Genomic DNA, 23,223 nt, shown 5'->3' with positions numbered 1-23,223 from the left:
TTCGAATACACGGCCACCGCGGTGGCGCCGCAACGATAATGCCGTACGGCGCCGCGCGGTAGCCGAGCGATCGACTTCCCAGTCGGGAAGTGGGTTACAGGTCCATGGCCGCGCGCAATGCGGTATCCAACCGGTCCAGGGCATCCGCTTCCATCTCATCGATGGGCTCGGCCAACCAGCCTCGATAGATGCGACCGATATTCCCGGCATGTACCCAACCGTGCCGTTCGACGGGCACAGCCAGAATGTCCTGCGGATCCTCGTCGACGACCTCGGCGGCGATCAGCCACTGCCTCAGTGATTCATTGATGCCATCGCTGCTGATGAGCACGACGGTACGACGCCGCGGCGAACCGTGTGGGTGATAGGTCCACAGTTCACCCCTGCGCACGCATCGCCTCCTCGGCGGCGGCCAGCTCCGCCTCGTCCGCCGCGGCCAGGGCCGTCACATCGGGTACCGGGCCGACGCCGGTCCGCACGGCTTCGCGACGGGCTGCCTTCGATATCCACGCTGAGGGCGACATCCCAGCGCGGGCCGCCGCCTGTTCGGCGAAGGCCCAGGATGCCTCATCCAGCGAGAGGGTGACCTTACGCGTTGCCATACCATTTATCGTACCGCCGTTTCGGCCGACTGCCAGCGGAAATCCGGTCCCGCTCGTGGCCGGAAATCTCGGTCCGACGGGTGCGAATCGCTGTACGGTCACAGATATGACGACGTTGAACCACCACCGGGTGGGCGCGGGGGAACCGCTGGTCATGGTGCACGGCGTAGGCAGCCGCTGGCAGGTGTGGGCGCCGATAATCGACACCCTCGCCGAATCCTTCGACGTCGTCGCCGTCGATCTGCCCGGCTTCGCGGGGTCCGCGCCGATCGAGCACACCACCGTCGACACCCTCACCGAAGCACTTGCCGACTTTCTCAAAGAACAGGGCATCGAGCGCCCGCATCTGGCGGGCAATTCGATGGGCGGACTCATCAGCCTGAACCTCGGCGCACGCGGGGCGGCCCGCTCGGTCACGGCATTTTCGCCGATCGGATTCTGGGACACCCCCGGCCGCGTGTGGTGCCAACAGTCGCTCGGCAAATCCCGCCAACTCGCCCGGGTGCTGCGTCGGTGGCTGCCCGACGTGCTCGGCACCGCCGCGGGTCGCACCGTATTCCTGTCGTTGGTCTTCGGCAAGCCGTGGGCGATCGATCCACAGGTGGCCATCGATACCGCCAGCGATGCGGCCGACGCACCCGGCTTCGAACCCGCCCTGGCCTCCTTCACCGATGCGGAATTACACGAAATCGGTGCGCTGGCCGACATTCCGGTCACCATCGCCTGGGGCAACCGGGATATCCTGCTGACCTACGCCACCCAGAGCAGGAAGGCACGCGCCGTGCTGCCGAACGCCCGCCACGTAACGCTGCACGGCAGCGGCCACACGCCGTTCTTCGACGATCCGGCAGGCTGTGCGCGGGTTCTGCTCGAAACCATCAGCCCACGTCGCTGACCGGTCGAGTCAAGGTTGTCGGATCCGCCTCGCCGAGCAGGATCCGGACCGCATTTCCCCAGCGGTGCCGCAGGATTCGATTGTGATCCAGATCGCCGGTGAGCAGTACACGCATGGCGAGACCGGTCATGATCTCGATCGTGAATTCGGTGATGGTCGGCACCCGCGGGTCGTCCGGGAATTCCTGACGAAAGATATCGCGAATGCTGTTGTGCATCAGCTCGAATAGTCGATGCTCCAGCGGCAGGAAGGCCGCGAGCAGTTCGGAATCGGTGCGCGCGGCGACCCACATCTCCAGCGCCGCCCAGAATGACGGCCCGGTGAACATGTGCATGGTCAGCTCGACCGCGGTTTCGAGGCGATCCGCACCGACCGGAATCGCCTCGAATTCCCTTGTCAGCTGGGCGAATCGGCGCTCGGCCAGATGTTCGACGGCACCGGCGAGCAGATCGGCCTTGGTCGGGAAGTGGTGTTGCAGCGTGCCGCGCGGTACCCCGGCACGCTTCTGCACCTCGAGTGTGGTGGTACCGGCGTAGCCGACTTCCACCAGACTCTCCACCGCCGCGTCCAGGAGCCGCGTGCGCATGCGCGAGCGCCGCTGCGCCTGCGTCTCCCGGACGCGTTCGGGCATCGGATCAGCGCCCCTGCCACTGGGGTTCGCGCTTCTGCGCGAAGGCGAGCGCACCCTCGGCGGCATCCTTGGAGAACAGCGCTGGCAGCGCGATTTCGCCCTGTTTGGCGAAACCCTCGGCGACGGACCAATCCGGCGCTTCGTCGATGATCCGCTTACTCGCCGCCACCGAAAGCGGTGCGGCCGCAACAATTTCGGCCGCCAATGCCAACGCACCGTCCAGTGCCGCGCCGGGTTCGGTGACCCGGTTGACCAGTCCGAGCTGGTAGAGCCGTTCGGCATCGATGCGGCCACCGGTGAGCGCCAACTCCGCGGCGATGGGGCGCGGCAACCGCTGGGTCAATCGCAGTACACCGCCGCCCGCGGCAACCAGACCGCGCTTGACCTCCGGAATACCGAACTGGGCATTGTTCGCGGCGACAATCAGATCACCGGAGAGCGCGAGTTCGAAACCACCGGCCAGCGCGAAACCCTCTACGGCCGAAATCATTGGTTTGGCAGGCGGTTTCGCGGCAATGCCCAGCGGACCTCGGTTGGGGGTAATCGGCATCTCGCCCTTGGAGGCCGCGACGAGATCCATTCCGGCACTGAAGGTTCCGCCCGCACCGGTGAGCACCAGCACACGCGCGGCGGCGTCGGCCTCGAATTCGTCGACAGCGGCCTCGATGGCCTGCGCGGTGGCCAAATTGATGGCATTGCGGGCTTCCGGGCGATTAACGGTCAATAGCGTTATCGCATCGCGCTTTTCGACCAGCACCAAATCTGGCGCACTCGTCTCCCGGCCACCAACTCCCATGGAGTCGTCGTGCGACGCTGAATTCATTTGACAGTCCTCTCGGTGCGCAAGGTGAGCCTATCGGCGGCGGTCACATCGGCCTCCGCGCCGATCGGGTCGCCGTCGGTGAACGCCGCGACGGTTTCCGAATCGGACGCCCGAACCAGTATGCGGGCACCGGCCGGCGTCAACGCGCTGATCACCACGGCCTCGGGTTCGTCGGCGTGTTCGGGCGCGGGACCCTTGCGATAGGCGACGGTATAGGCCTCGACGGTGGCCGGTCCGGTGTAGCCGGGTGCCGTATCACGCCGTGCCACCGGCACTTCCGGTTCGACGGCCCGGAAGAGTCGCGCAGGCGGGCGGGCGGAGTAGACACCGACGGCGTGCTTGGTGATATACCAGCCGAGTGCGCTCGCAAGGCCGTAGGCCGACGGGTCATCGCGCAGCCGACCGGTCAGCGTCGCGATCGAATGAGCCGCGTAGTTATTGCCGGGGCCGCCCGCGAAGGTGAGTCCGCCGGTGACCGACAGCGGACGCGCCGGATCGTCGATCGGCAGCCCGAGCGCCTCGGCAGCGACCTGCACCGCGACCGGGAAGCACGAATACAGGTCGATATGGGCGAGGTCGTCGATGCCGATACCCGCGCCCGACAATGCCGCCCGCCCGGCCGCGGCAATGGCCGGCGAACTGGACATATCCGCTCGTTCGGAGACGAACCACTCGTCGGTGGCTCTGGCCCCGCCGTGCGGAAAGACCCAGCGGTCCCTCGGCACGCCCGCCGCATCGGCCGCGGCCGCACTGCACAGGATCAGCCCCGCGCCCTGATCCACGGACAGGTTCGCGACGAGCAGCTTCGGATAGGGCGAGGAAACCATGCGGTTCGCGCGCGTCGGCGTCACGAGATCATCGATCGACTGTTCGGCGGGCTGCCACGCATACGGATTCCGGGCCGCCACCGTCGATAGCCGCGACCACAGTCCTCCGATCCGATCGCGATGCGCGGCCTCGCTCAGTCCGAGCCGTCCGCGCAGCGCGGTCTCCATCAACGCATAGAAGTAGATCGGCCCCCACAGTCCCACCGCCGTCTCCATCTCGTTATTGGGGCCGCGTTCGGTGCCGATGAGCTCGGTCGGCCGCACATCCTCGCTCTGCTCGGGCCAATCGAGTGCGACGCCGGTGCGGGGGGCGGCATTCCAAGATGCGACGGACTCGGCCCCGGTGATCAGCGCGATCTCGCACCGCCCGTCCGCGATGGCCTGCGCGACGGTATTGACCAGGCGCTGCGGCGCGTCACCGCCGAATCGCGCGGATTGCAGCGTGCGCTTGGGCGCGACGCCCAGTTCCGCCGCGACCAGCGCGCCGAGATCCGGATACGGCCTGCTGACCGGGGCCGCGGCCGCGATCAGATCGGCCGAACGCAATAGCCGATCCCCGGTGCCGCTGTCGGTGCCCGCGCGGCGCAGCGATTCAGTGGCGAGTTCGACCGGTCCGGGCAATCCGGGCTCGCCGGCGCGGTGCACGATCTGGCCGACGCCGACGAGTACCGGCGTGCGCGGGTCCAATCCGGGTGGCAGCATAGTTCCTCCACTCTTACCGTCAATGTTGACGGTAACTTGCGTTCGATTAGAACAAAGCGCATGCGCGCAGGCAATGGCTCTCGAACTGACTCACGGGTAAGATCGAGGAATGGCCTCGAACATCGCGCTACGGTTCGTCGACGACCGCGCCTACGTCACGCTGGACCGACCGGAAAAGCACAACGGCCTGACCATCGAGATGCTGCGCGATCTCGCCACAACCGCGCATACCGTCGCCGAGCACAAGGAGGTCCGCGCGGTCATTCTGTCCGGCAACGGCCCGAGTTTCAGCAGCGGCCTCGACATCGCGGGAGCGAGCCGCAATCCGCTCGCGGTCATCCGCGGCTTCATACCGCTGCCCTGGCGCGGCACCAATACCTTTCAGGAGGCCTGCTGGGCCTGGCGTCGACTCTCGGTGCCGGTAATCGCGGCCGTACACGGCCACTGCTACGGCGGTGGACTGCAGATCGCGCTCGCCGCCGACGTCCGCTTCGCCAGCCCCGACGCGGAATTCTCGGTAATGGAAGCCAAATACGGTCTGGTCCCGGATATGACCGGCGCGGCGACGCTGTCCCGGCTGATCGGCGTCGACAAGGCCCTGCTGCTGACCATGACCGCCGATATCGTGGACGCCGCCCACGCCGAGCGGATCGGCCTGGTCACCGAGGTGACCGCGGACCCGGTCGCGGCGGCGGAAAAGCTCGCCGATCGCATCGCCATCCGCTCTCCGCACGCCGTCGCGGGAGCCAAACAACTCTTCGATCGCTCCTGGCATGCCTCGGCTCGGCGCACCTTCGCCATCGAGCGGGCCACCCAGCTGCCATTGATTCTGCGGCGGGCCATATCTCGTAGTCGCTGATCACAATTCAGATAGCACCACGCTTACAATCTTCCAGACGAATCACCCAACCCGCCAATTTCTCCGGTTTCGCTGTTAGCATTCTGAACGATTTGCCAGCCAGCCGAAATGTGACACGACACACGGTGTGGGGGCCTGCGTATCGTGCCACTTCGGCCAGAACCGGAGGGCTTTGAGACTTGCACAAAACCGCGTCCGCCTTGCTCTCGGCACTGGCAGGAGCTTCGGTATTGCTCCTCGTAGCGACAACACCAGCCACTGCAAACCCCAATGCGATCAACCCGATCCCGGTACTGAACGGCACCAATGGACTACCAAATCTGGGCGGCCGAACCAGGGCGGTATTCCAGGTGACCGGCATGGCCAGCCCGAACAACACCCAGGCCTATAACGTGCTCGGCACCGATCTGGGCATCATGTGGGATAACGGCAACGGCGAGATGCTGACCGCATTCGGCGATACCGCCGGACTCGGCCTGCCGAATCTGCTCGCTGGCAGCACATGGGCGTGGCGCAGCAATATTCTCGTGCGCAGCCACACCCACGATCCGTCCAACGGCATCTACTTCGACAGCGTCGTGCGCGATATCTTCGGCCAGGCGCGCGATCTGATTCCGAGCCCGAAGATTCCATTCATCGAGATCAGCCGGATCCCCACCGCGGGCATTTCGGTCGGCGGCGTTCAGTACATGAGTCTGATGTCGGTGCAGAGCTGGGACGATGTCGGCCGGTGGACCACGAATTTCTCCGGCCTCGCCGTCTCCGGCGATAACGGTGAGACCTGGGCCGAGCTACCCGAGACCCGGCGGCCGAATGAGGGCGGTAATGCCAACTTCCAGATGAACGCGTTCCTCAAGAACGGCGGTTACGTCTACGAATACGGCACCCAGTCCGGTCGCAACCGGGCGGCATATATCGCACGGGTCCGGGAAGGCGATATGGCAAATCTAGGCGAGTACGAGTACTGGGACGGCGAGCACTGGAGCAAGAAGGGCGACGTCAACGCCGCGGCGCCGATCATGGGGGGCGTCGGCGAGATGTCGGTGATGTACAACGAGTACCTCGGCCAGTTCATCTCGCTCACCACCGACCCGTTCAACTCGGTTGTGCTGCGGCGGGCCAGCTCACCCACGGGTCCGTGGAGCGATCCCGAAGTGCTGATCGACACCCGCGAACTCCCGGCCGCATACGCCCCGTCGATCTTCCCGTACCAGACCGGACGCGACCTGTACTTCGTCACCACGGTGCACACCCAGTACAACGTGGTGCTGATGCGGACAACGCTCTAGCCCCGTTGTCCTTCCCAACGGCACATGGCCGCGGCATTCCCCCGCGGTCATGTGCGAATGCTCCCCTCGATTTGACCTCAATGGCACTTCAGGTATGAAGCTTGGTCGAGTTGAGTCGTCGAGCTTCGGGAGAGACTATGGGCACCACACTCGCACCAAGTGAATCAGACACCGGCACTTCGGATTTGCGCGAATGGCTGCGTCTACATGCACGGCCGATTTTTGATACGGGTTCGAATAGCACCGGATCGGATATCACCGCATTAACCGAACGGCTCGGGTCGGCGACCGTGGTCGGGCTCGGTGAGTCGACCCGGTTCTCTCGACAGACCTTCGGACTGCGTGAACGGGTATTCCGTGTACTGGTCGAGGAATACGGTTTCCGCACGCTCGCGGTGCAGGACAGTGCACGTTCCGGTGAGCGACTCGATGCCTATGTGCGGACCGGCTCGGCAGATCCCGAATCGGTGCTCGCGGGTGCGTGGCGGCCGACCCGGACCGCCGAAATGGCGGCGGCGCTGGAGTGGATTCGCGAATTCAATCGGGAGTACCCGAACGATCCCGTGCGAATTCTCGGCGTCGAGCCACCGCGCGCGGAACCGTCGGATTACGACGTAGTGCTGGATTATGTTCGGCAGCAAGCACCGGATCGGTTGGCCGCCATCGAATCCCACCTCGACCCGATCCGCACCGCGCATCAGATCGATGAACATGTGCAGCGCCATCAAGGAATTCACCCCGGCCGTCCGTTCATCGACGACGCACGCGATGCCTCGGCATTATTCGAAAAGCTTCCGGTGACAACAGAATTCGAAAATGCGCTGACGCATCTGCGGCTCATCGTCGAATTCCACGAGAAAAGCGTCGCCGGCCAGGGTGGTTTCGCGCGCGACGAGCGACCTGCCGCGAACCGGGTCATCCAATGGCAGCGCGATACCGGTGCGAAAATCGCGTATTGGGACGGCATCGCCCACACCGCGGCCCTAACCCTCGGTGCCGGTCCGGCGGAGAGCTCCGAATTCCGTGGTACCGGTAGCTATTTGCGCGAACATTTCGGTGCTCGGTACATCTCGGTCGCCATCGGCTTCCATCACGGAAATCTCGGTATGGCGGTGGCACCGGAACCGCTGCCGGACCTTGTCGACTCAACGCTCGGCACGGTGGACCTGCCCGCCTTCTACATCGACTTGCACAGCGACGCACCGGAATCGGTACGACTGTGGCTGCACGGTCCGGCGAAGCTGCGCACGATCAGCGGCATCTACGATCCGGCTAAGGACGCCACAGCGCACACCACCGTGCGATCCCTCGTGGACGCTTTCGACGCGCTCGTCCATATCCGCGAGACCTCGCCGGTGCACTGGTTGCCGCAACCGAGTTCTTAAGGCTCGGTCCGACCACCCACGATATCCCCCGGCGCACGCGGCAGACGGATTCGCGATCGTCGCGGGCGCGCGGAGTTCGCGCGCTGCGCGGCGGTCGCCCGCGCGGCCGGAGCGCAGTGCACCGAGGGTCGCGTGGGCGCAGTCGCACAGCCATCGCATGGCAGTCAAATGGCGCACAGCCATCACATGGGGCCACGACCATCACGTGACGCACGACCATCAGGCGACCCCCCATCGCGCGACGCACGACCATCACGGAACCACGCCTATCGCGTGACCCACGATCATCACACTGGCGGACCCCCATCACATGGGCACACGGCCGGTTGCATGACACACGCCCATCGCGTGATCCACGACCATCGCGTGACCAACGACCATCACATGGCCCGCTCCCATCACACGGGCATACGCCCATCACACGGGCACACGCCCATCACACGGGCACACGCCCATCACACGGGCACACGCCCATCGCGTGGCCCAGGATCATCACGGCATCGGCCGTCTCACGGCACACGGCCCCATCACGTGGCAAACGACCATCACTGGACGCATGCTCATCACACAGGCAGACGCCGATCTCACGGGCACACGCCCATCGCGTGACCCACGACCATCGCGTGCGCCCACGACCATCACACGGCATCGGCCGTCTTGCGGCACCCGGCCGATTGCATGGCACACGACCATCACGTGGCGCATGCCCCACCACTGGACGCGCCCCATCGCGGGGCACACGGCCATCACGGGACGCACGACCATCACGTGGCGCATGACCCATCACTGGATGCACGCCCCATCGCGGGACACACGACCACCACACGGGCATAGGGCCGTCGTACGGCACACGGCCGACTTGCATGGCGCACGGCACATCGGACGGCACATGGCCGTCGCGGGCCACATACCCGTCACGAACCGCACGGGCGTCGCGTGGCGCACAGCGGCGCACGGCATCGCGTGGGTCCACGGGCAAATACACTCGCGCATATGGACGCGACCGATTGGGACACGCGGTATGCGCAGAGTGAACTGGTCTGGGGTGCACCGCCGAACAGCACCGTGGTGGAGCACGTTTACGGGCTGGAGCGGATCGCCCCGTTAGTGCCGGATACTCCCGACAGTGAGCCGCCCGGCTTACCGCGTGCCCTCGATCTTGCCTGCGGCGAAGGTCGTAATGCGCTGTGGTTGGCCACGCATGGCTGGCAGGTGCATGCCGTCGACTATTCACAGGTAGGTATTGATAAGGGCCGTACCATCGCGAGTCGGCTGTCCCGCTCGGTCCGCAGCCGGATCAGTTGGCAGTGCGCCGATGTCACCGATCTGGACGCCGCGGGCATAACCGGCCCGTACGAACTCGTGCTGATGGTCTTCCTGCACCTGCCCGCCGAACAACGCCGTCCGCTGGTCCGCCACCTCGCCGATCTACTCGCCCCTGAGGGCACCCTGCTGGTCCTCGGTCACGACACCACCAATCTCACCGAGGGCTTCGGCGGCCCGAAGGACCCCTCGGTCCTGTTCACCCCCGACGACATCATCGCCGACCTCGGCCCCGATCCGCACCGCATCCGCGTCCGCATGGCCGACCGCATCTACCGCCCCACAGAGGAACGCGACGCCATCGACGCCCTGGTCATCGCCACCAAACCCCCGGCAGATCCGCCTGCCGTCGAGTCCGAAACGCATATCGAGCCGCCACGCGAAACCTGACGCCGCGCCCGATAATTCAGCTCACCGCTTGGTCATCCGCAGGCCGCGGCGGAACCTGACATGGATCGGCTGCGCGCCGAGAGAACCGGTCTCCGTATCCGATTGCCCTCGGTTATGGCGATCGCCGCGGCGGTCCAACTGAGCACCGTCGCCAGCCCCGCCGCCATGCCGAGCAATACCCAGGCCAACCGCCATTGCTCGCTCAGCAGCGGAATTATGGTGCGGCTGAAGGCGATTCCGAGTCCGGCACCCGCGAAGTAGATGGTGATCGGTGTGGACGCACCGGCACAAGTGGCCAAGCGCGCCGCGATCATCCCGCCCGCGATGAACACCAGCGCTCCGGCGGCACCCGCAGCGGCCCGAGTTATCAGCAGCACAAGGTAATCGCTGTTCAAGGCAGTGCTGGCCAATGCCACCGCAGTAAGGTCATACCTCAGCGGAACGCTCCCGTGGCGCCGAGCACGCCCACGGCAACGGCGGTAACCAATGCCCCCTCCCGGTAGCCGAGCCCGTTGGCGGTACTCATGGCTCCGGTCTCGCCCAGACTCCTGTCGAGGTCCGCGCGCATCGCCGGGACGAGCAATCCGAAGGCGAAGCGGGCGAGCCCGAGCGCCGAGGCGGTGCCGAGGGCGAGCCGCACCGCCTGCCGATCAGCCGGATTCACCGGTCCGCGAGCAGGATCGCCACCAACTCATCAGGGGCATCACGCATGAGGTTGTGCTTGCTGTCCACTGCATGCGTGCGCCACTGTGGATCATCCCGAAGCCGCTCATAGCAGCTGGTGAACGGAGATTCACCGTCCCAGCTCGCCGCGTAGACGTATTCCCTGCGCCGGAATCGGGTGAGGTCGCCGGTGAGCTGGACCGACTGCAGCAGCGAGGCCAGCGGGTGTCCGGTAGCTCGTGGATCGAAGAAAGGCAGCGGTGGCACCGCATAACCGGTCTCCGCCACGTCCAGGTACCACTGCCGCTCCTGTTCGGAGACCAGCCGCCACATGGAGTCATCGTGGCGCGGCACAACGGCATCGAGGTAGACCAGCGAATCGATCCGGTCAGGTACCCGGTCGGAGGCACCGGTAATCACCATCCCGCCGTAGCTGTGGCCGACCAGCACCGCGTCCTCGATATCCTCGGCCACCAATAGCCGCACCACATCCTGGATATGCGTCTCGAGGTTCACCGACGCGGTCAGCAGATGGCTGCGCTCGGCGAGTCCGGTCAGGGTCAGCGGGTAGACCCGATGACCAGGCCGGCGCAACTGCTCGGTGATCGATTCGTAGCACCAGCCGCCGTGGCACATGCCTGGGATTAGAACGTAGGTCGCCAATTCACTCTCCGGTGTCGCTTCGCCGGGTCGGTCGGTGGGCGGGTGCGGCACCGACATATCGACCCGAGAGTCTTCCAGCGAAGTGGAATCGCAATCAGAAGTCCAACAGATCGTTCTTCTCATAGCGAGAAGTTCTTGTTATATAGCGAGGTAGCGAACCGCGACCTCGAACAGCTACGAACTCCACCGCGCCAGCCAGGGTGTGACCGTCTCGGCGATGATGTCGAAGCCGGACCGGAAAGAGTGTGACTGACCTGGGATAACGCGGACTTCGGCGGCATCGCCCGAATCGGGCACACCAAACGGGTCATTGGCGCCGTTGATCACGACGACTTCGATCTCACCTGGAGCCAGCAGTTCCTCGCGCCGCGTCTTCTCCGGCTTACCCGGCGGATGCAGCGGAAACGACAGCGCGAGTACGCCGCGTGCATCAGCCGCAATGGCAGTACGGCACGCCACCCGAGCCCCATTGCTGCGCCCACCCGAAATCAGTGGGACCTTCTTCACCCGCTTGCGCAGGTCGGCGACGATCTCCAGCCAGGCCTCGTCCTGCTTCACCGGGGACCCGGGCGCGCGTCGTCCGGCGACCCGATACGGCTGCACCACCCGCGCGACCGCGCCGCCCAGTTCGTAGGCACAATCGCGCACGGCGAGCAGGTCTTTCGCATCGACACCGCCGCCGGATCCGTGCGTGAGCAGCAGCAGGAACGCCGCCTTGCGCGGCTTGTCGAGCTCGATCTCCGCGGGCCCGCCGCTCGTCTCGATTCGCACCTCTTCACGGTAGTCGCCAGCTATCCGGAGACGCCCAGCTATCCGGAGACGCCCAGCCACCCGCGGCGCCTCGGCCGCCAGATATGCCTCGGCTAACCCGACTCGATCGTCTACTACGCGAGCCGTAGACGAACGGCAACGCATTCGAGTGTTTTTCACATCACATTTGCCCGCTCGAGCCTTTGCGGCCCCATTACCGACCGGTAATATGGCGAATAAGTTACCCGCGAGTAGCATGCGGCTGATCCTTTCGAGCGACCTGCAAGCAGTTCGCTACGGAGGCCGGCACGGCTACCCGGTGGACGGACAACGGGCGGGAACGGCAACCAACCGACCGCACCAACTCAACGGAGAGTGAGTAACAGAAATGGGCCACTACAAGAGCAACGTCCGCGACCTGGAGTTCAACCTCTTCGAGGTACTCGGCCTCGGCACCATCCTCGACAGCGACGCCTACGGCGATCTCGACACCGAGACCGTCAAGGAGATGCTCAACGAGGTGCGTCGCCTGGCCGAGGGTCCGCTGGCCGATTCGTTCGTCGACGGTGACCGCAACCCGCCGACCTTCGATCCCGAGACCCACACCGTCACTCTCCCCGAATCGTTCAAGAAGTCCTACCGCGCGCTGGAAGACGCGGGCTGGGCCAAGGTCGCCGTCCGAGAGGAGCTGGGTGGCCTGGGTGCCCCGAGCGCCGTCTCCTGGGCGCTCGGCGAAATGATCCTCGGCGCCAACCCGCCGGCTCAGATGTACGCCGCCGGCGCGGGTTTCGCGCAGGTGTTCTACAACAACGGCACCGATGAGCAGAAGAAGTGGGCGCAGATCATCGCCGACCGCAACTGGGGCGCCACCATGGTGCTGACCGAGCCGGATGCCGGTTCGGATGTCGGCGCCGGCCGCACCAAGGCGATCGAGCAGGAGGACGGCTCCTGGCACATCGAGGGCGTCAAGCGCTTCATCACCTCGGGTGATTCCGACGACCTGTTCGAAAACATCATGCACCTGGTGCTGGCCCGCCCCGAAGGCGCCGGTCCGGGCACCAAGGGCCTGTCGCTGTTCTACGTGCCGAAGTGGCACTTCGACTTCGAGACCCAGACCCTTGGCGACCGCAACGGTGTCTTCGTCACCAATGTCGAGCACAAGATGGGCATCAAGGTCTCGGCCACCTGTGAGGTCACCTTCGGCGGCCACGGCGTGCCCGCCAAGGGCTGGCTGGTCGGCGAGGTGCACAACGGTATCGCACAGATGTTCGACGTCATCGAGAACGCGCGCATGATGGTCGGCACCAAGGCCATCGCGACCCTGTCGACCGGTTACCTGAACGCACTGGACTACGCCAAGCAGCGCGTCCAGGGTGCGGACCTGACCCAGATGACCGATAAGGCCGCCCCGCGCGTCCCCATCACCCACCACCCGGACGTGCGCCGCAGCCTTGCCATGCAGAAGGCCTACGCCGAGGGGCTGCGCGCCATCTACCTCTACACCGCCGCACACCAGGATGCGGATATCGCCGAGCTGGTCTCCGGCGCCGATAAGGATGTGGCCTTCCGGGTCAACGATCTGCTGCTGCCGATCGTCAAGGGTGTCGGCTCCGAGCGGGCCTACCAGTACCTGACCGAGTCGCTGCAGACCTTCGGCGGCTCCGGCTTCCTGCAGGACTACCCGATCGAGCAGTACATCCGCGACGCGAAGATCGACTCGCTCTACGAGGGCACCACCGCGATCCAGGCGCAGGACTTCTTCTTCCGCAAGATCGCCCGTGACCGCGGCGTCGCGCTGGCCCACGTGGCCGGCCAGGTGCAGAAGTTCATCGAGTCCGAGGCGGGCAACGGCCGGCTGAAGGCCGAGCGCAAGCTGCTCGCCACCGCGCTCGAGGATGTGCAGGCCATGGCCGCCACCCTCACCGGGCATCTGATGGGCGCCCAGGAGCAGCCGACCGAGCTGTACAAGGTCGGTCTGGGTTCGGTGCGCTTCCTGCTCGCCGTGGGTGACCTGCTCATCGGTTGGCAGCTGCTGCGTCAGGCCGACGTCGCCATCAAGGCTCTCGACAACGGCGCGACCGGTGCCGATGAGGCGTTCTACAAGGGCAAGGTCGGCGTCGCGCAGTTCTTCGCACGCAATGTGCTGCCGGAGCTGACCGCGACCCGCGCCATCCTGTCCAACCTGGACAACGACATCATGGAGCTGGACGAAGCGGCGTTCTGATCCAATAGGCTTCGCACACGGCGGCCCCGGATTTTGTTTCATTTTCCGGGGCCGCTGTCGTTATTTTGTGCGGTGCACCATCTCTCGGGCGGGCTCGGCGAGATCGATCGTCGGTTGTTCCGGGCCTTCCGCCAGCACAACGGTATTGCCGCCCAGCCGTTTCGCCTGATACATCGCGTTATCAGCACACCGCAGCAGCAATCGTGATCGGCCCCCGTCCGTGCCGCCGTCGTGCACCGCGACACCAACACTTGCCGTGACGGTGACGGATATGCCGGGCGTCTCCGCCACGGCAAGGCGCAATCGCTCGCCCAGACTCAGCGCAGCCGCGCGATCCAACTGATCGACCACCGCGAACTCCTCCCCACCGGTGCGGGCGACCACGGCATCGGGATCGGCCGCGGCGCGCAACCGCGCGGCCGTCGAGACCAGCACCTCGTCACCGATGGTGTGGCCGAAGGTGTCGTTGACCGCTTTGAAGTGGTCGAGGTCGAGAGTTATCACGCACAGTTGGCGCTGGTATCGCGAACGGTGCACGTAATAGTCGAGTCCGCGACGATTCAGCAGCATGGTCAGCGGATCCGAGAGCACATCGATGCGCAGCACCCAATAGCAGAACTGCAACGCGGGCAGCACCAGGACGATGGCCGCGACCATGATCAAGACCATCGCACCGGCGAGCGCGAGATCATTGGTCTGCGCGTCGGTCACCAGCAATACCGCCAGCGCACTCACCGTGAGCAGTGACCATCCGGCGTGCGCGGCGAGCGCCTTCGGACTGTGGAAGAACGTGATGTAGGCGCCGGTGACCACAAGTAGCATCGCGCTCAATGCGCCGTACACCCGATCGCTGTCCACCAGGCACGACGCCGTGATCGCCAGATCCGCCCACGTCAACATGGCCAGCGAGGTGATGGCGCGGGGCCACGGGAACAGCCACCAGCGGACCGCCCACACCGCGGCCGTCGCACCTGCCGTCGCGAAGATCGTGCGGGCCACCGTGCCGTTCGGACCCGCGGGCGACATCCAGATCAAGATATTGATCGCGAGCATCAACGCACCGCCCGCACCGATGATCGCCTTGATCAGGCGCAGCCCGGAATGGGATTCGAGAGTACGCACGAACCAGCGATAGTGCGCCGGATCGCGCCACCAACTACTGAGTATCGCGCGACTGTCACCCATGGAGCCACCGCCTAGCGTTCACGAAATCCTGCTGGATGTACCGAACAGCTGTGCCATTTCGAGCAACCATTAAGCAAGCGGTGACAGGCCAGCGCCTGCCGAAGCCCCCGTCTCCTGGTGATCTTCAGTGTAGCGGTCGTCACATGTCGCTCTCCAGCATGCAGCAACCGGACATAGGTCACGAAACGGGGCACAATGACCGGGCAGACCGCGCGCAAGAAGGGATCGTCCGGATGAACCGATCGCTGTCCGCACTCACCAGAGCCGGTGCACTCGCCGCCGCACTCTCGGTCGCGCTGGCCGGACCGGCCGCGGCGGATTCGAATTTCGTGCTTCCGATCCCCGGCATCAACCCTATTCCCGGCATCAACGGACAGCCACGCGGCCTGCCGCACTTACCCGGATTGACCCAAGCGGTCTTCCAGATGACCGGTATGGACAGCCCCAATCGCACCCAGAACGTCAATGTGCTCGGCACCGACCTCGGCGTCATGTGGGACGACGGCAACGGCGGGATGATTACCGCCTTCGGTGACAGCGCGGGCCTCGGCTTCCCCAACCTGCTGGTCGGCAGCGTTTTCGCCTGGAGCAGCCAGATGCTTTTCCACAGCTCGACCAAGGATCCGTCGCACGGGATCTCCTTCGAGGGCGCCGTGACCAATCCGCTGCCCAGCCCGAAGATTCCGGGTATCGAGATCAGTCTCATTCCGACAGCGGGCATTTCGGTCGGCGGCGTGCAGTACATGAGCCTGATGTCGGTGCGCGAATGGGGTGAGCACGGCAAGTGGACGACCAACTTCTCCACCCTCGCCGCTTCCGGTGACGGCGGGCAGACCTGGGCCCCGCTGACCACGACCCGGCGTGCGAATGTGGACGGGCATCAGAACTTTCAGCAGAACGCCTTCCTGAAAGATGCCGGTTACGTCTATCGCTACGGCACCCCGGCCGGTCGGCTGAATCCCGGATTCGTCTCGCGGGCACAGGAATCCGATATCGCAGATCTCGATCGCTACGAGTACTGGGACGGCAAGGAGTGGAAGCCCGAGGCCAAGGACGCCACACCGATCGTCGGCGATGTCAGCGAGCTGTCGGTCATGTGGAACGAGCATCTCGGCAAATTCATCATGCTCACCACGGATTCCAAGAACTCGGTGGTGCTGCGCACCGCATCGGCGCCGGAGGGACCGTGGAGCGAGTCGGAGGTGCTCGTCGACGGCACCGCGCTGCCGAGCGCCTACGCGCCGATGATCTTCCCGTATCAGACCGGCGGTGACCTGTACTTCTTGCTGTCGGTATGGAACCAGTACAACGTGCTGCTGATGCGAACCCCGCTGTAGGAGTTGCCTACTCGCACTTCACGACCGGTACCGGGTCGTACTTCACCGTCCGCGTGGTGCGTGAGATCTGCCGACCGGTTTTGCGATCGGTGATGACTCGCGTATCGGAGATTGTGAACCCCGGTGCGCCTTCAGTGGCGATGCAGTCCTTGCCCTTGGGGAGTTTGACCTCGGTCGGCTCGGTCGGCTTGGTCTTCTCGCCGGTGATGGATTCGACATTGACGGTCTTGGTGCCCCAGAGGCGGACCGTGACCTCCGAGTCGGTGGTCGATGTTTCGATGTAGACACCGGATTGGCTGTTATTGCGGAATTTGAGGTCGATGGCGCCGTCGAAGACGGTGGCCTCGCGTGCCGCCGGATAGCGGGAAATGTAGTAGCTGTGCTCGGTGTGACCGGCATCCTCCATACCCGCGAAATAGGCGGCGTTGTAGAGGGTGGTCGCGAACTGGCTGATACCGCCGCCGACCGCGGTGCTCGGACGGCCGTGGTCGATGATGCCGGATTCGACGTAGCCCTCGGCAATGCCACGTGGTCCGGTGAAGTCGTTGAGCGAGAAGGTTTCTCCCGGTTTGACGATGGCGCCGTTCACCTTCTTGGCGACCACGCGGATATTCACACCGGACGGTCCGCTGAAGCCGCTTGTGGTGAATTGGCCCATCACCTCGGTGACGCCGAGTGCATTGGCGGCCTCGGTGGTGAGCTTGGGATCCACCTTCTCGTAGACGGCCTGGGCGGTGCGCTCCTGCGGTGCGACGATGAGATTCGGCAACTGCTCGAACGTCTTGGCCCAATTGATCTTGTCGCCGATCACGGCCGGAACCACCGACGCGGTCGACCCGGTCACGGCGAAGGTCGCATCCTTGGCCTCGACCTCGGACGGCGCGAGTTGCGGACCCAGCACCCCGAGAGCGACATCTTGTTTGAAGGTCGCGGCCAGACCACCCTGACCATCGGGGGCGAACGACAGTATGGACGCGATCTGCTCCGGCTCGAGCTTGCCGGTCGCATTGTTCTTGCCAGCGAACACAATCGGCGCACTCACCGCCGGCTCGGCAATAGTGTGCAAGGCCTGCTCGACCGCCTGCGCGCGCACGGCAATGGGCGCGGCCGTCTCCGGAAGATCGAGCAGCGCACCGAGATACCAGTTTTCGATGAGCGCGGTGCGCGCGACCGGAACATCGAGGATGCGGCCGGGGACCGGTGGCACGGCGACCGGGCGGGCGCCGTCGAAGGCGATGGTGCCCTCTACCGTCGCGCGGTCGTGCACGCGCAGGGCGGTGAGCTGGGCATCGAGTGCATTGTCGTCGACGGTGCTCGCGACCGGCACCGTATGCGTGACGAACAGCGAAGTCAGTCGGGTTATCGGATTGAGCGGTTGGCCGCCGACGCGGGTCCAGGTGGTATCCCAATCCACCGCCAGGCCAGCGGTTTTGGGAGTGAGCCTGGTCTGCACGTCGCCGATCTGCAGTGGCAGTTCCTGGTCGACGCGCGGATCCACCGCGGTGTGCAGCTGGGCAGCCGCGTCGGCGGTGTCCTTGCCGCCGATATCGATACCGGCCATCACGACGCCGCGTGGTACGTGACCCGACGAAAGTACAAGGTCCGCAACGTAAGCCAGTCCGCACACCGCAATCAGTGCGCCGACGCCGATGCCGATGCGTTTGGCGATGGGCGATCTCAGCCCGCTCGGTCTGGACGGCTGTTCGGGTGCACGACGCCGCTGGCCACCGGTGGGCTCGGTCGCTTTGGGCCGTCGGCTTGTCCGCAGCGGCTCGGTCGGCATGGAGTCCCCGGCCCACTCCGATGCCTGATGTCCCGACGATGCTTGATGTCCCGACGCAGTCTGCGGCGAGTGCGCCGGTACCGCTGACTCATGCTGCGCGGCTGCCTGGTGCGGCTGCGCCGACCGCGGTCTGGGTGGTTGCGGCGGCCGCTGATCCGCGTCCGGAGACGGCTGCGCAACGGTGCGCGGCGGCGGGGGCTGCTGTGGTGTGGCGGATCGAGCCGAGTCGAGGAGCTGTCGTAGTCCGACCTGGCCGCCTTCGTGTCGGTCGTGCCGCCCGGTACTCGATTCGCTCGTCACGAACCGTCCTCCCCGCTCGATTGTCAGGAGCTCGCACGGTGCGAGCCCCGCCCACGATAATCGCCCGCGCCGACATCGTCAGCACAGCACGGTTCACCAGCAAATCTCGTGCAACGGTCCGCGCCACACATGGAAGGGCCCCGCGTAGTTGCCGGGTCGGGGGTCTGGCAACTACGCGGAGCCAACCCGTTTATCGCTGCGACCCACCGCGCGTTACACATGCGCGAGACAATCGAGTTGAACTCCTGCCCCACACGCGACGAGGAGATGGATGGAATGCAGCTGGGAATGATCGGCCTAGGTCGGATGGGCGGCAATATCGTGCGCCGGATCGTCAAGGACGGGCATACCGTGGTCGGCTACGAACGCAGACCCAAGACCATCGACACGCTCGTCGCCGAATTGGGCAGCGATGGCTTCCAGGGCTGCACCGATCTGAAGGACTTCGTGTCCAGGCTGGAGACCCCGCGCGTGGTCTGGGTGATGATCCCGGCAGCGGTGACGGGCCAGGTGATCGACCAGGTCGCCGAGCTGCTCGAGCCCGGCGACATCATCATCGACGGCGGCAACAGCCGCTACCACGACGACATCGCGCGCGCCGCAGCACTGAAGCCCCAGGGTATCCACTATGTGGACATCGGCACCTCGGGCGGCGTATTCGGACTGGACCGCGGCTTCTGCCTGATGATCGGCGGCGAGCCGGAGCCGGTGGCGCATCTGGATCCGCTGCTGAAATCCATCGCACCCGGGGTCGAGGCGGCCGAGCGGACGCCGGGCCGCACGGGCGAGCCGTCGCCCGCCGAACAGGGCTATCTGCACTGCGGACCGGCCGGTGCGGGTCATTTCGTGAAGATGGTGCACAACGGCATCGAATACGGCGCGATGGCCGCCTACGCCGAAGGCCTGAACATCCTGCACAAGGCTGATATCGGCGCGACACACGATGCTGTGGCCTCCGCCGAGGAGACGCCGCTCGAACATCCGGAGTGGTACCGATACGACATCGACGTACCCGAGGTGACCGAGGTGTGGCGGCGCGGTTCGGTGGTCGCCTCATGGTTGCTGGACCTCACCGCGAGCGAGCTCTACGCCGATCCGACCCTGGCATCCTTCGACGGCCGGGTCTCGGATTCCGGTGAGGGCCGCTGGACCCTCGACGCCGCGATCGATACCGGCGTCCCCGCGCCGGTGCTCGCGGCAGCACTGTTCGCTCGGTTCTCCTCACGTGGCGAGGCGCTCTACGCGGACAAGATGCTCTCGGCCATGCGCAAGGCCTTCGGCGGTCACATCGAGCTGCCCGAGAAGTAGGACTATCGAAACTCGCCGTAGTTTCGGCGCCGAGGAGGAACGCGGGCGGCAGCTCTACGACAAGCGCTGCACCGCCTGCGGGGTTATGGCCAGGACAAGGGGCCGAGCAGATCGTGCGTTCCATTCGTAAGAACAAGGAGATCGTCCCGGTGACTTCGCAGGCTCGCGCGCAGTACATGTTCGGGCAGCTCGCGCCCGGCCCGGTCCGATTCGCCGCCGCCCGCGGAAGGCTGGTGCGCTGACGCCGGGTGCGGGAGTCGTTACGGTGGGAGATATGGAGTACGCGACGTCTTCCTTCTCCGAGAACCTGCGCCGATATGCCCCAGAACTCCTGCCCGGCAGCGATTTCGGCGATGCCACAGTGCGCGGGCAGGACATCGCGCCGCACGGCACCACGATCGTGGCCGTCGCCTACCGCGGCGGGGTGCTGCTCGCCGGTGACCGGCGCGGCACCATGGGAAATCTGCTGGCCAGCCGGGATATGGAGAAGGTGTTCATTACCGATACCTATTCGGCGGCGGGTTTTGCGGGCACCGTCGGCATGGCGATCGAGATGATCCGGTTGTTCGCGGTCGAGCTCGAACACTACGAGAAGATCGAAGGCGTCGGGCTGACCTTCGAGGGCAAGGCCAACAAGCTATCGAAGATGGTGCGCGACAATCTGCCTGCCGCGCTACAGGATATGGCGGTGGTCCCGGTACTTGTCGGCTACGACCTGAGCGCCACCGATCCGGAGAAGGTCGGGCGGATCTTCTCCTACGATGTCGTCGGCGGTCGCAGTGAGGAGCGCTTCGGCTACACCGCGGTCGGTTCCGGTTCGCTGTTCGCGAAGTCCTCGCTGAAGAAAACCTACAGCCGCGGCATCGATGAGGGCCAGGCGCTACGCATCACCGTCGAATCGCTCTTCGATGCCGCCGAGGACGACACCGCCACCGGTGGCCCGGATCTCACCCGCGGCATCTATCCGACCGTGGTCGTCATCAATGCCGAAGGCGCCGTGGAGGTTCCGGCGCAACGGCTCGCGGAGATCACTCGCGGACTCGTCGAGGATCGTGCGGCACTCGCCCGCGAGTGAGTCCTCAGGGGGCCTCGCCGTAGAGCGCGCGGAAGTCCTCGAGTGTGCCGGTGTAGTACTCCAGGTCGTCGGCGAGCTTGGCACGCGTGATCTGCTCGGGCTCGTCGCGCCGTAGCTGTTCACCCAGTTCGGACCAGAATGCGGCAGCCGGGAGGCGGTCCGCACCCTCCGGCAGGAATTTGATCGCCTCGCCGATCGCCTCGGCGGCGAACTGCCAGTTCAGCTCGACGGTATTGCGGTCCTGTTCGGGTCTGCCCTGGTAGACCAGGTCCGCGTCGAGCGCACGGCGAGCGTAGGTGCCCGCGATCATGATCCACTGCCCGGCGTCGACCAGCGGGGAGACGCCGAGACCGAACCACACGCCGAGACGCCGGCACGCCGCCTCGGAGTCGTACGGGACCTCGATATCACCGAACGTCGAGTGCACCGTCCATGCGTGCTCACCTTCGGTCAGCGAAGTCTGGGGCGGGCTCGCATCGGCTGTCTCATCGGCTGCGGCGAGCAGGCCCAAGTAGGTCTGCGCTTCGGCCAGGGTCCTCGCGGTCGGCATCCATCGCTCCTGCACCCGTAGCGGTCTCGGACAACGGTTCCGAACGGAACCTACCCGGTCAGCCGAGCGGATACCGGAGTTCGCAAATATCGCCGCGAAATCCGTTGGTGTCGAATAGAACTCGCAAGTGCGGCCACAAACAGGAGGCGGCGTCGGCCGAGTCGGACGCCACCTCCTGTCGGCTGTCTAGCGCTCCAGGATCGCGACGACGCCCTGGCCGCCCGCGGCACAGATGGAGATCAACGCGCGGCCGGATCCCTTCTCCGCCAACATCTTCGCGGTGGATGCGACGATGCGGCCGCCGGTCGCGGCGAACGGATGCCCCGCGGCGAGCGAGGAACCGTTGACGTTCAGCTTGCTGCGATCGATCGAACCGAGCGCGCCGTCCAGCCCCAGACGCTCCTTGCAGTACTGATCCGACTCCCACGCCTGCAGGGTGGCCAGCACCACCGAGGCGAAGGCCTCGTGGATCTCGTAATAGTCGAAGTCCTGCAGGGTCAGGCCATTTCGGGCCAGCAGACGCGGCACCGCGTAGGTGGGCGCCATCAACAGGCCGTCGGGGCCGTGGATGTAATCGACCGCGGCGACCTCGGAATCGACCAGATGCGCGAGCACCGGCAGGTTGCGCTCGGTGGCCCATTCCTCGCTGGACAGCAGCACCGCGGAGGCGCCGTCGGTGAGCGGGGTGGAGTTACCGGCGGTCATGGTGGCATCGCCCAATTTGGTGCCGAAGACCGGCTTCAGGGTGGCCAACTTCTCGATGGTCGAACCGGGACGCAAATTGTCGTCGCGGGTCAGGCCGAGGAACGGGGTGATCAGATCGTCGAAGAAACCGCGGTCGTAGGCGGCAGCCATATTCTTGTGCGACAGGTAGGCCAGTTCGTCCTGGGCCGCGCGCGCGATGCCGAATTCCTTGGCGGTAATGGCGGCGTGCTCCCCCATGGACAGACCGGTGCGCGGTTCGGCATTGCGCGGGATTTCGATGCCGAGCATGGCCGGACGCAGCTGACCGACCAGCTTGAGACGGTCCTTATTGTTCTTGGCGCGGTTGGCGTCGAGCATCCACTCGCGCATGGACTCGCTGACCCCGATCGGAGCATCGCTGGTGGTGTCGGTACCACCGCCGACACCCGCATCGATGCGACCGGCGGCGATCGCGTCACCCACGGTGACGATCGCCTGCAGGCCGGTGCCGCAGGCCAATTGCAGGTCGTGGGCCGGGGTGTAGGGGCTGAGCTTGCTGCCGAGCACGCTCTCGCGGACCATGCCGTGCTCGCCGACGCGCTTGAGCACCGCGCCACCGACGACCATGCCGAGACGTTCGCCCTGCAGCCCGAACCGGCTCACCAGACCATCCAGTGCGGCGGTGAACATGTCCTGGTTGGAGGCGTGGGCATAGGCCTTATCGGAGCGGGCGAACGGAATCCGGTTACCGCCCACGATCGCAACCGGGCGTGGGCCCTTCTTTGCCGTGCTCTTCGCTGAACGGGCTTTGGTTGTCACTCGAGTCTCCAAGGTCTCGTCGGGTGCCCGGTGGGCCGTTCGACACGGACATGTCCGCGCAGATCGGCGCCCCGTCGCGGTTGGTTTACTTTAAACTTACTCTGGAGTAAGTTTGTTGTCGAGACCGTACCCCGCAAGTGTGCGTAAATTCGCGCC

At 65.5% G+C, this 23,223-nt stretch carries 21 protein-coding genes and 1 pseudogene; 10 read left to right on the top strand and 12 right to left on the bottom strand.

Annotated features, from left to right (window positions below):
- Positions 1–94 precede the first annotated feature (94 nt).
- Together ACIBI6_RS36565 and ACIBI6_RS36560 are read right to left on the bottom strand one after the other, a co-directional pair.
- Positions 95–391 carry a hypothetical protein gene (locus ACIBI6_RS36565; RefSeq protein ID WP_364355984.1) on the bottom strand — a complete coding sequence of 99 codons (297 nt, stop codon included), beginning with the start codon at positions 389–391 and terminating at the stop codon, positions 95–97.
- Positions 378–602: a hypothetical protein gene (locus ACIBI6_RS36560; protein WP_357475788.1), complete on the bottom strand. Its 225-nt coding sequence runs from the start codon at positions 600–602 to the stop codon at positions 378–380. Before ACIBI6_RS36560 ends, ACIBI6_RS36565 begins: the two co-directional genes overlap by 14 nt.
- Positions 603–708: 106 nt before the next feature.
- Here ACIBI6_RS36560 and ACIBI6_RS36555 point away from each other — a divergent pair, with 106 nt between their 5' ends.
- Positions 709–1,497 carry an alpha/beta hydrolase gene (locus tag ACIBI6_RS36555; protein WP_364355988.1) on the top strand — a complete coding sequence of 263 codons (789 nt, stop codon included), beginning with the start codon at positions 709–711 and terminating at the stop codon, positions 1,495–1,497.
- Here ACIBI6_RS36555 and ACIBI6_RS36550 read toward each other — a convergent pair.
- From ACIBI6_RS36550 to ACIBI6_RS36540, 3 genes are read right to left on the bottom strand one after another with little or no spacing between them, the layout of a single operon-like run.
- Positions 1,481–2,128: a TetR/AcrR family transcriptional regulator gene (locus ACIBI6_RS36550; protein ID WP_396959518.1), complete on the bottom strand. Its 648-nt coding sequence runs from the start codon at positions 2,126–2,128 to the stop codon at positions 1,481–1,483. The two genes, ACIBI6_RS36555 and ACIBI6_RS36550, sit on opposite strands and share 17 nt — an antisense overlap.
- 4 nt (positions 2,129–2,132) lie before the next feature.
- A complete protein-coding gene (locus ACIBI6_RS36545; RefSeq protein WP_396959516.1) occupies positions 2,133–2,951 on the bottom strand; it encodes a crotonase/enoyl-CoA hydratase family protein in 819 nt (272 codons plus the stop codon).
- Positions 2,948–4,480, bottom strand: coding sequence for an acetyl-CoA acetyltransferase (locus ACIBI6_RS36540; RefSeq protein WP_396959514.1), 1,533 nt, complete (start codon positions 4,478–4,480; stop codon positions 2,948–2,950). Before ACIBI6_RS36540 ends, ACIBI6_RS36545 begins: the two co-directional genes overlap by 4 nt.
- A gap of 109 nt (positions 4,481–4,589) precedes the next feature.
- On the opposite strand from ACIBI6_RS36540, the gene ACIBI6_RS36535 reads away from it, so the two are divergent.
- The 4 genes from ACIBI6_RS36535 to ACIBI6_RS36520 all read left to right on the top strand — a co-directional run bounded on the left by ACIBI6_RS36535 (position 4,590) and on the right by ACIBI6_RS36520 (position 9,726).
- Positions 4,590–5,339, top strand: coding sequence for a crotonase/enoyl-CoA hydratase family protein (locus tag ACIBI6_RS36535; RefSeq protein WP_396959512.1), 750 nt, complete (start codon positions 4,590–4,592; stop codon positions 5,337–5,339).
- A 179-nt stretch (positions 5,340–5,518) separates the two neighbouring features.
- Entirely contained in the window at positions 5,519–6,628 is a 1,110-nt protein-coding gene (locus ACIBI6_RS36530) for a DUF4185 domain-containing protein (RefSeq protein WP_364356000.1), read from the top strand.
- A gap of 137 nt (positions 6,629–6,765) precedes the next feature.
- Complete coding sequence (locus ACIBI6_RS36525) at positions 6,766–8,013, top strand: erythromycin esterase family protein (RefSeq protein WP_396959509.1); 1,248 nt, start codon at positions 6,766–6,768, stop codon at positions 8,011–8,013.
- Between the two features lie 993 nt (positions 8,014–9,006).
- A complete protein-coding gene (locus tag ACIBI6_RS36520; RefSeq protein WP_364356006.1) occupies positions 9,007–9,726 on the top strand; it encodes a class I SAM-dependent methyltransferase in 720 nt (239 codons plus the stop codon).
- 32 nt (positions 9,727–9,758) lie between these two features.
- Here ACIBI6_RS36520 and ACIBI6_RS36515 read toward each other — a convergent pair.
- The 3 genes and pseudogenes from ACIBI6_RS36515 to ACIBI6_RS36505 all read right to left on the bottom strand — a co-directional run bounded on the left by ACIBI6_RS36515 (position 9,759) and on the right by ACIBI6_RS36505 (position 11,823).
- Positions 9,759–10,294: pseudogene (locus ACIBI6_RS36515) on the bottom strand (YbfB/YjiJ family MFS transporter).
- A gap of 92 nt (positions 10,295–10,386) precedes the next feature.
- Entirely contained in the window at positions 10,387–11,052 is a 666-nt protein-coding gene (locus ACIBI6_RS36510; protein WP_364356106.1) for an alpha/beta fold hydrolase, read from the bottom strand.
- Positions 11,053–11,226: 174 nt separating this feature from the next.
- Positions 11,227–11,823, bottom strand: a complete 597-nt coding sequence (locus ACIBI6_RS36505; protein ID WP_364356015.1) for an alpha/beta family hydrolase — start codon at positions 11,821–11,823, stop codon at positions 11,227–11,229.
- Positions 11,824–12,190: 367 nt separating this feature from the next.
- Here ACIBI6_RS36505 and ACIBI6_RS36500 point away from each other — a divergent pair, with 367 nt between their 5' ends.
- Positions 12,191–14,026 (top strand): acyl-CoA dehydrogenase, encoded by a 1,836-nt coding sequence (locus ACIBI6_RS36500; RefSeq protein ID WP_396959506.1) that lies wholly within the window; start codon positions 12,191–12,193, stop codon positions 14,024–14,026.
- A gap of 60 nt (positions 14,027–14,086) precedes the next feature.
- On the opposite strand, the gene ACIBI6_RS36495 is transcribed toward ACIBI6_RS36500, so the two are convergent.
- Positions 14,087–15,211 carry a diguanylate cyclase gene (locus ACIBI6_RS36495; protein WP_364356021.1) on the bottom strand — a complete coding sequence of 375 codons (1,125 nt, stop codon included), beginning with the start codon at positions 15,209–15,211 and terminating at the stop codon, positions 14,087–14,089.
- Between the two features lie 233 nt (positions 15,212–15,444).
- On the opposite strand from ACIBI6_RS36495, the gene ACIBI6_RS36490 reads away from it, so the two are divergent.
- On the top strand, positions 15,445–16,548 hold the full coding sequence (locus ACIBI6_RS36490; protein ID WP_364356024.1) for a DUF4185 domain-containing protein: 1,104 nt from the start codon (positions 15,445–15,447) through the stop codon (positions 16,546–16,548).
- 7 nt (positions 16,549–16,555) lie between these two features.
- Here ACIBI6_RS36490 and ACIBI6_RS36485 read toward each other — a convergent pair whose 3' ends face one another.
- A complete protein-coding gene (locus ACIBI6_RS36485; protein WP_364356027.1) occupies positions 16,556–18,331 on the bottom strand; it encodes a VanW family protein in 1,776 nt (591 codons plus the stop codon).
- Positions 18,332–18,907: 576 nt separating this feature from the next.
- On the opposite strand from ACIBI6_RS36485, the gene gnd reads away from it, so the two are divergent.
- The 3 genes from gnd (at position 18,908) to prcB (ending at position 21,014) form a co-directional block, all read left to right on the top strand.
- Complete coding sequence (gnd, locus tag ACIBI6_RS36480) at positions 18,908–19,939, top strand: phosphogluconate dehydrogenase (NAD(+)-dependent, decarboxylating) (protein ID WP_396959503.1); 1,032 nt, start codon at positions 18,908–18,910, stop codon at positions 19,937–19,939.
- Between the two features lie 113 nt (positions 19,940–20,052).
- Positions 20,053–20,181: a hypothetical protein gene (locus ACIBI6_RS36475; RefSeq protein ID WP_396959501.1), complete on the top strand. Its 129-nt coding sequence runs from the start codon at positions 20,053–20,055 to the stop codon at positions 20,179–20,181.
- Positions 20,182–20,213: 32 nt separating this feature from the next.
- Entirely contained in the window at positions 20,214–21,014 is an 801-nt protein-coding gene (gene prcB, locus ACIBI6_RS36470; protein ID WP_364356033.1) for a proteasome subunit beta, read from the top strand.
- A 4-nt stretch (positions 21,015–21,018) separates the two neighbouring features.
- On the opposite strand, the gene ACIBI6_RS36465 is transcribed toward prcB, so the two are convergent.
- Positions 21,019–21,564, bottom strand: a complete 546-nt coding sequence (locus tag ACIBI6_RS36465; protein WP_327095059.1) for a hypothetical protein — start codon at positions 21,562–21,564, stop codon at positions 21,019–21,021.
- A 186-nt stretch (positions 21,565–21,750) separates the two neighbouring features.
- Positions 21,751–23,067: an acetyl-CoA C-acetyltransferase gene (locus ACIBI6_RS36460; RefSeq protein ID WP_364356037.1), complete on the bottom strand. Its 1,317-nt coding sequence runs from the start codon at positions 23,065–23,067 to the stop codon at positions 21,751–21,753.
- Positions 23,068–23,223: the final 156 nt, after the last annotated feature.

It is taken from the genome of Nocardia sp. NPDC050412 (assembly GCF_044458825.1).
Classification (GTDB): Bacteria; Actinomycetota; Actinomycetes; order Mycobacteriales; family Mycobacteriaceae; genus Nocardia.
The sequence above is the reverse complement of the archived record's forward strand: the minus strand, read 5'-3'. Positions and strand labels throughout refer to the sequence as shown.